Genomic DNA, 7772 nt, shown 5'->3' with positions numbered 1-7772 from the left:
GGGCGGCGTGCGCGACGAGGCCGAGATTCGCGGCCACCGCAGGACCTACATCGGCTCCATGCCCGGCAAGATCATCCAGTCGATGAAGAAGGCTAAGTCGACCAACGCCTTCTTCCTGTTGGACGAGATCGACAAGATGGGCTCCGATTGGCGCGGCGACCCGTCCTCAGCCCTGCTCGAGGTGCTGGACCCGGCGCAGAATTCGACCTTCGCTGACCACTATCTGGAGGTCGACTACGACCTCTCGCCGGTGATGTTTGTCACCACCGCCAACAGCCTCAACATGCCCCAGCCTCTGCTGGACCGCATGGAGATCATCCGCATCCCCGGCTACACCGAGGATGAGAAGCTGGAGATCGCCAAGCGGCACATCCTGGCCAAGCTGACCAAGGACCACGGGCTGAAGCCGGAGGAGTTTGTCGTCCCGGACGCCGCCATCCGCGACCTGATCCGCTACTACACCCGTGAATCCGGGGTCCGCTCGCTCGAACGGGAGCTGGGTAACCTGGCCCGCAAGACCGTCCGCGACCTGATGCGCGAGAAGCTGCTGACCATCACCATCGATGACGAGCGGCTGGCCAAATACGCCGGCACCCGCAAGTTCAAGTACGGCGAGATGGACGCCGAGGACCAGGTCGGGATCATCACCGGTCTCGCCTACACCGACTTCGGCGGCGACATCCTGACCATCGAGGCGGTCAAGATGCCCGGCAAGGGCCGCATGACGGTCACCGGCAACCTGAAGGACGTGATGAAGGAATCGATCTCGGCGGCGAACAGCTATGTTCGCAGCCGGGCCACCAAGTTCGGCCTGGAGCCGCCGAGTTTCGAGCGAACCGACGTGCACATCCACGTTCCCGACGGGGCGACCCCGAAGGACGGACCGTCGGCCGGCGCGGCCATGGCTACGGCGATTGTCTCGGTCTTGACCGGCATCCCGATCCGCAAGGAGATCGCCATGACCGGCGAGGTCACCCTGCGCGGCCGGGTCACCGCCATCGGCGGGTTGAAGGAAAAACTGCTGGCGGCCCTGCGATCGGGGGTCAAGACGGTGCTGATCCCGCTGGAGAACGAGAAGGATCTCGCCGATATCCCCGAGAGCGTGAAACTGGGGATGCGGATCATCCCGGTCTCCACCATGGACGAGGTGCTGGCCCACGCCCTGACCCGCGCGCCGGTGGCGATCGAATGGTCGGAGGCTGACGCGCCGCCGATCTCCGTTGCGGACGAAACCGACGCCGAGGCGATGCTGACGCACTGAACCTGGATCACTTCTGTGACATTGGCGCGGCGCGGGGTCATTCCCGCGCCGCTGCCGTTTGACGCCGCCGCCCCGGCAGGCGTTAATTCGCCGCCGGTGGGGGAAGGCTCGGGGACCCTCCGTCCGGACACAAGAAGACTGGGCTGGGAGAGCGCATATGACGAAGGCCGAACTCGTCGCGGCAATGGCCGACAAGTCGGGCCTGAATCGGTCGCAGGCCAAGGCGGCGCTCGACGCCTTCATTTCTTCGGTCGCCACGGCGTTGAAGTCGGGCCACGAAGTCCGCGTCGTTGGGTTCGGCAGTTTTCTTCCCGTCCGCCGACCCGCCGGGACCGGGCGCAATCCGCGCACAGGCGCCGCCGTGGCGCTCAAGGCCTCGCAGACCTGCCGGTTCAAAGTCGGCGACGCGCTGAAGAGCGCGCTCAACGATTGATCGGACTTCCCGCCGTTCCGATGTCGCCAACGTCGCGGATGGACGCTTCAGGCCGCCGCTCACCTGGTCTAGAAGCTGGTGCGAGGGCGGCTAGCTCAGCTGGTCAGAGCATCTCGTTTACACCGAGAGGGTCGGGGGTTCGAACCCCTCGCCGCCCACCAGCCTTCGCCCGCCCGCGGGCTACGGCTCGGCAAGCCGTTCGACTGCTGCGAGATGAGGTCAAGTGATCAGGTTGGCGCTGGTGTTGGGGATGGCAGCAAGGATGGCCCACGCCGAGCCCGCCTCCCTGGTCGATTACATGCGCCAGACGGATCACACCGCCGACGCGGTCGTCGCCTATGGCCCCGCGCCGTCGCAGGTCACCGAGTTGTTTCTGCCAAAAGTACGTGGCCCGCATCCCGTCGTCATCCTGCTGCACGGCGGATGCTTCCTGCAGCAGTACGAGGGGTTCGCCCAGACCAGCGCGCTTGCCGCCGACCTCGCAGGCCGAGGCTACGCCGTCTGGAACGTCGAATACCGCAAGCTGGGCGAACCCGGGGCGGGCTACCCCGGGACCTTCCAGGACGTCGGCGCGGCCGTCGACCGGCTGCGCGCCGAGGCGCCTAAGTATCACCTCGATCTGGGGCGCGTGGTCGCCATCGGGCACTCAGCGGGCGGGCACCTGGCGCTCTGGGCGGCCAGCCGCGGACGACTGCCGGCCGACAGCGCGCTGCATGTCGCCGATCCGCTGAAGATCGGCGCGGTGATCAGCCTGGCGGGGATCGGCGACCTTGCCGGGCAGGGGAAGGTCTTCGCGCTGCCCTGCGGCGACGACACGCTCGACCGCCTGCTGGATACCGCCCACCGCAAGGCGCCCTACGCCGACACCTCGCCCGCCGAGCTGCTCCCGACCGGCGCCAAGGTGGTGATGGTCCACGGGGTGTTCGATCCGGTCATGCCGCCCTACACCGGCCGCGACTATGTGCTGAAGGTCCAAGCCGCGGGTGACAAGGCCGAGGTCGTCACCATCGCCGACGCCGCCCACTTCGACCTGGTGATCCCGACCACGCGGGCCTGGACGCAGATCGTGGCGATTCTCGAACGCGAAATGAAGGCCCTGTCACGCTGAGCACGCGCCGGCTTCCATCGACATGAGCTTTCGTGCCTAACTCACCGCGCCCGGAGAGGATTGCATGACCGCCGTGACCGCAGACGCCGACGATCGATGGTTCATGGGCCACCCAAAGGGCCTAGCCTACCTCGCCTTCACCGAGGCGTGGGAGCGGTTCTCCTATTACGGCATGCAGACCCTGCTGGTGCTCTACATGGTCCACCAGCTGCTGCTGCCCGGACATGTGGAGCATGTGGCGGGTCTGGCCCAGAGCCGCGGCATCTTCGACGCTCTCTACGGCCACGGCCAGGTGCTGTCGGTCACGAAGTTGGCCTCGGCAATCTTCGGCTTCTACGCCAGCACGGTCTATCTGACCCCGATCCTGGGCGGCATCCTGGCGGACCGGCTTCTGGGTCGGACCGCCACCATCATCCTTGGCGCCTGCCTGATGGCGCTAGGCCACTTCCTGATGGCCTTCGATGTGTCGTTCCTGATCGCCCTGGTCTGCCTGATGCTGGGGGCCGGCTGCCTGAAGGGCAATCTGGCGACCCAGGTGGGCTCGCTCTACAAGGCCGGCGACAATCGCCGCGCCGACGCCTTCCAGATCTACTATCTGGGCATCAACGCCGGGGTGATCTTCGGCCCGATGATCACCGGCACCCTGGGCCAGAAGATCGCCTGGCACTATGGTTTCGCGGCCGCCGGCATCGGCATGCTGATCTCGCTGGTGATCTATCTGGCCGGCCGCAAACACCTGCCGCTGGACGCGCCGCGCGGAGCCGCGGCGCGGGCGCGCGGCAAGACCCTCGCGGGGCCGCTTTCCAAGCGTGACGTCTCCGCGATCATCCTCCTCGTTCTGCTGCTGCCGGTGCTGGCGGTGTCGATCGTCGGCAACAACCAGATCTTCAACGGCTATCTGCTCTGGGCCGAGAAGAGCGCCGACCTGCACCTGTTCGGCATTCCGATCCTGACGACCTGGCTGGTGTCGGTGGATTCGATCGTCTCGGTGGCGACGTTGGCCTTGATGGTCTGGTTCTGGCGCGTGTGGGCCAAGCGGTTCCCGGAGCCCGATGAACTTGGCAAGATCACCATCGGTTGCTTCTTCGCCGCCGCGGGCGTGGCGTGCCTGGCGATCGGCTCGATGATCGGCGCGCAAACCGGCCAGAAGGTGAGCTTCGGCTGGCTGCTGGCCTTCCACCTGCTGAACGACATCGGCTTCGCCAACGTCCTGCCTGTCGGCCTGGCGCTCTACGTGCGCTCGGCGCCCAAGGCGATCACCGGGTTCATCGTCGGCCTCTACTACCTGCATCTGTGGGGCGGAAATACGTTGGTGGGCTGGCTGGGGGGTCTCCTGGAAGACATGCCCGCGTCGCGGTTCTGGTTCATGCACGCCGCCCTGGTGGGCGGGGCGGGGGTGGTGTTCTTCTTCGTCAGGCTGCTGTTCGGCCGCCTGCTGCTGGGCCAGCCGGCCCAGCCCGACATCGTCGCCGCTGACGCCGGCGAGACGCCGTAGCGCGCTCCATGCTTTATCGCCCGCTGGGCGCGACCGGCCTGAGCGTCTCCGAGATCGGCTTCGGCGCGGCCAGCTGGTGGGGCAAGCCGCGGTTCGCAGAGGCCGAGGCGGTTCGCCTGGTCCACGCCGCCCTGGACGGCGGGGTGACCTTTTTCGATACGGGGTCCAGCTATTGCGGCGGCCACGCCGAGCCGCGCCTGGGCCGGGCCCTGAGGGGTCGCGACGCCGCCCAGCTGGCGGTCGCCACCAAGGCGGGGACGTTCACCCAAGGCGGGCGGATCCGCCGGGACTTCTCGCCCGGGGCCATCGTGGCCAGCGCCGAACGCAGCCTGCGAAACCTGGGCCTCGAGGTCTTGCCGCTGTTGCAACTTCACGGCCCTGGCGCAGATGACCTCACCGAGGCCCTGCTGTCGACGCTGCGAAGCCTCAAGGCCCGGGGGCTGGTGCGAGCAATTGGCGTCAACAGCTTTGATCCCGCCGTGATCGATCGCGCTATCGCGCTGGCCGAAGTCGACGTGGTGATGGTCGACTACAACGTGCTGCGCCAGGACCGCGAACCGCTGATCGCCAGGGCCGCGGCGGCCGGGAAGGGGGTCCTGGCCGGGATGCCGCTGGCCATGGGTCACACCCGCCTGCAGATCGCCAGGATCGGCAGCCCCCGCGACCTCTGGTACGCCGCCCGTGGCCTCGTCCGGCACCGGCGCGAGGTCCATGAGGGGCTAAGCTACAGGTTCCTGCACCAGGCGCCCGAAATGACCGGGTCGCAGGCCGCCCTGGCCTTCGTACTTGCCAATCCGAGTGTGGCCTGCGCCGTCGTCGGCACGACCCGGATGGGGCATCTCGCGGAAAACCTCGCGGCGTCAGGCCTGGCTCTGCCGGAAGCCCTGAGACTTCGGATCCGCGCCGCCGGCTTGACGCAAAGTCAGGGATGACACCCGCCGGGGCGGGAGGCATTGTGCCGCGCAACGACAATATGGCGGGAGACGATCATGGCCGACAACGACCTTGAGCTCGATGTGGCGCTCCGCGACGCCCACCTGCCGGCGCTGATCGCTGCCCTGGTGCACATGACCGGCGACGCGGGCTGGCTGCGCCCGGAGTGGGCGCCGGTCTACATGCCGCTGTCGCGTGGCGAGACCGGCCTGTCGCCGGAGGTCGAAGCCGATATCCGCGTCAGGGCCAGGGCGGCGATCCAGGACTATGCGGCGGCGGGCTCGCCCCGGATGCCCAGCCCCGACACCCCGACACTGCGGCGGATGATGGACTTCGTCGGCGGCGAGGCGATCCCGGAAGGCTACGCCGACTTCCTGATCGATGAGCTGGCGATCTCGGGTGTGTCCAGCAAGGATCCGCAGTTTGAACAGCCCCAGCTGAAGACCGCCGCCCGCCGGCTGAAAGTGCTGGTGATCGGCGCCGGCATGTCAGGGCTGCTGACCGGCATCCGCCTGTCGCAGGCCGGGATCCCGTTCGAGATCGTGGAGTCGAACTCAGATGTGGGCGGGACCTGGCTGGTCAACACCTATCCGGGCTGTCGGGTGGACAACTCCAACCACATGTACAGCTACTCCTTCGAGCCCAACCACGGCTGGCCGCAGCACTTCTCGCCCCAGCCGGAGCTGCTGAAGTATTTCCGTGGCGTCGCGACCAAATACGACCTGAAAAAGCACATCCGCTTCGACACCCGCGTCGAGGGTCTCATCTGGGACGAGGCGCGGTCGCTCTGGCGCGCGGCCCTCAAGGGCAAGGACGGCAAGACGGAATTCGTCGAGGCCAACGCCGTCGTCACCGCCGTCGGCCAGCTCAACACCCCGCGCATTCCGAACATCGAGGGCGTCGGCGCCTTCGAGGGGCCGGCCTTTCACTCGGCGGAATGGCGCCACGACGTGGACCTGACCGGCAAGCGGGTCGCGGTGATCGGCACCGGCGCCTCGGCCTATCAGTTCGTGCCGGAGATCGCGCCGAAGGTGGCGAGCCTGAAGGTCTTCCAGCGCACGCCGCCCTGGGGCCTGCCGGTGCCGCACTACCACGACGACGTTCCCGCGGGGATGAAGTGGCTGCTGGAGCACATCCCCTACTATGCCAAATGGTACCGCTTCTGGCTGCTATGGACGACCACCGAGGGCTTCCTGCCGATGGTCAAGGCCGACGAGGGCTGGAATGGCCCGACGACCGCGGTCGGGGCGGAGAACCTCGGACTGCGCGAGATGGCCGCCGCGGCGCTGGCCGCCCAGGTCGAGGACCGCCCGGATCTGCTGCCCAATGTCGTGCCCACCTATCCGGTGGGCGGCAAGCGCGCGGTGCTGGACAATGGGGTCTGGCTTGGCGCGCTCAAGCGACCGAACGTCGAGCTGGTTACCGAAGCGATCATCAAGGTCACGCCGAAGGGCGTCGTCACCGCTGACGGGGTGGAGCATGAGGTCGATGTGCTGATCTATGGCACCGGCTTCACCGCCTCGAAGTTCCTGTCGGGGCTCAAGTTGACGGGCCGCGGTGGCCGCGACCTGCATGAGGCCTGGGCGGGCGACGCGCGCGCCTATCTGGGCGTGACCACGCCGGGATTCCCCAATTTCTTTATGATCTACGGACCCAACACCAACATCGTGGTCAACGGCTCAATCATCTTCTTTTCCGAATGCGCCGTGCGTTACATTATCGGATGCCTTCGCCTGCTGGCGGAAACCGGCGCCCCGGCGATGGAAGTCAAGCGCGACGTCCATGACGCCTTCAACGTCCGGGTGGACCAGGCCAACAAGGGCTGGGCCTGGGGCTCGCCGAACGTCACCAGCTGGTACAAGAACGAGTTCGGCCGGGTCAGCCAGAACTGGCCCTTCGGCCTGATCGACTACTGGCGCGCAACGCTGGCGCCCGATCCGGAGGATTTCGTGCTGACCCGGCAGTCTCAGCCGGTGGCCTGAGGAGAAAACCGATGAGCGACATCACAGGCGGCTGCGCCTGCGGCAAGGTGCGGTTCAAGGTCACCGCCCCGTTCATGGGGATGGCGGTCTGCCATTGCACGGATTGCCAGAAGGCGTCCGGCGGCGGAGCGGTGTATGTCGCCATCGCGGCGAAGGACAGCGTGGTGGTCACTCAAGGCTCGCCCAGGGTGTACACCTGCCAGAGCGACAGCGGCCAGGACGTCGGTCGCGCCTTCTGCGCCGATTGTGGCTCACCGCTCTATTCCTTACTGGGGCCGGGGCTGCCGATCACGCCGGTCAAGGTCGGGGCGCTGGACGATGCATCCGTCCTGACGCCCAGCATGCACCTCTACACAGACTCCGCGCCCCCCTGGCATCTGATGCACGACAGTATCCCGCACTTTCCCAAGGCGCCGCCCGCCGGCGGGCCACCCTCCTAGAGTCGCGTCCGGATGAAGACCGAGGATATCGAATATCATGCCGACGGCGCCCGGCTGGTCGGCCATCTGATCGTCGATGAGACCCACGCCGGCCGGCGGCCGGGGGTCCTGGTCGCGCCC

At 67.2% G+C, this 7772-nt stretch carries 7 protein-coding genes and 1 tRNA gene; all 8 read left to right on the top strand.

Annotated elements, in window-relative coordinates; translation table 11 throughout:
- Positions 1 to 1261 (top strand): S16 family serine protease (locus RMN86_RS02670; protein ID WP_309604278.1); only part of this gene is annotated, 1261 nt, incomplete at its 5' end.
- A 157-nt stretch (positions 1262 to 1418) separates the two neighbouring features.
- Positions 1419 to 1694 carry an HU family DNA-binding protein gene (locus RMN86_RS02665; protein ID WP_309604277.1) on the top strand — a complete coding sequence of 92 codons (276 nt, stop codon included), beginning with the start codon at positions 1419 to 1421 and terminating at the stop codon, positions 1692 to 1694.
- Positions 1695 to 1778: 84 nt separating this feature from the next.
- Positions 1779 to 1855: transfer RNA gene (locus RMN86_RS02660), tRNA-Val, on the top strand.
- Positions 1856 to 1956: 101 nt separating this feature from the next.
- Positions 1957 to 2802: an alpha/beta hydrolase gene (locus RMN86_RS02655; protein WP_309604276.1), complete on the top strand. Its 846-nt coding sequence runs from the start codon at positions 1957 to 1959 to the stop codon at positions 2800 to 2802.
- Between the two features lie 64 nt (positions 2803 to 2866).
- Positions 2867 to 4297 carry a peptide MFS transporter gene (locus tag RMN86_RS02650; protein WP_309604275.1) on the top strand — a complete coding sequence of 477 codons (1431 nt, stop codon included), beginning with the start codon at positions 2867 to 2869 and terminating at the stop codon, positions 4295 to 4297.
- Positions 4298 to 4305: 8 nt separating this feature from the next.
- Entirely contained in the window at positions 4306 to 5229 is a 924-nt protein-coding gene (locus RMN86_RS02645; protein WP_309604274.1) for an aldo/keto reductase, read from the top strand.
- Between the two features lie 57 nt (positions 5230 to 5286).
- Positions 5287 to 7212 (top strand): NAD(P)/FAD-dependent oxidoreductase, encoded by a 1926-nt coding sequence (locus RMN86_RS02640; protein WP_309604273.1) that lies wholly within the window; start codon positions 5287 to 5289, stop codon positions 7210 to 7212.
- A gap of 11 nt (positions 7213 to 7223) precedes the next feature.
- Positions 7224 to 7652, top strand: a complete 429-nt coding sequence (locus RMN86_RS02635; RefSeq protein WP_309604272.1) for a GFA family protein — start codon at positions 7224 to 7226, stop codon at positions 7650 to 7652.
- Positions 7653 to 7772: the final 120 nt, after the last annotated feature.

Origin of the sequence: Phenylobacterium sp. (assembly GCF_031360265.1) — a bacterium.
Classification (GTDB): Bacteria; Pseudomonadota; Alphaproteobacteria; order Caulobacterales; family Caulobacteraceae; genus Phenylobacterium.
The sequence above is the reverse complement of the archived record's forward strand: the minus strand, read 5'-3'. Positions and strand labels throughout refer to the sequence as shown.

Bases quoted from the DNA above. Each gene is read 5' to 3' on its own strand.
- RMN86_RS02665 (WP_309604277.1), top strand. From the start codon at position 1,419: ATGACGAAGGCCGAACTCGTCGCGGCAATGGCCGACAAGTCGGGCCTG.
- RMN86_RS02655 (WP_309604276.1), top strand. From the start codon at position 1,957: ATGGCCCACGCCGAGCCCGCCTCCCTGGTCGATTACATGCGCCAGACG.
- RMN86_RS02650 (WP_309604275.1), top strand. From the start codon at position 2,867: ATGACCGCCGTGACCGCAGACGCCGACGATCGATGGTTCATGGGCCAC.
- RMN86_RS02645 (WP_309604274.1), top strand. From the start codon at position 4,306: ATGCTTTATCGCCCGCTGGGCGCGACCGGCCTGAGCGTCTCCGAGATC.
- RMN86_RS02640 (WP_309604273.1), top strand. From the start codon at position 5,287: ATGGCCGACAACGACCTTGAGCTCGATGTGGCGCTCCGCGACGCCCAC.
- RMN86_RS02635 (WP_309604272.1), top strand. From the start codon at position 7,224: ATGAGCGACATCACAGGCGGCTGCGCCTGCGGCAAGGTGCGGTTCAAG.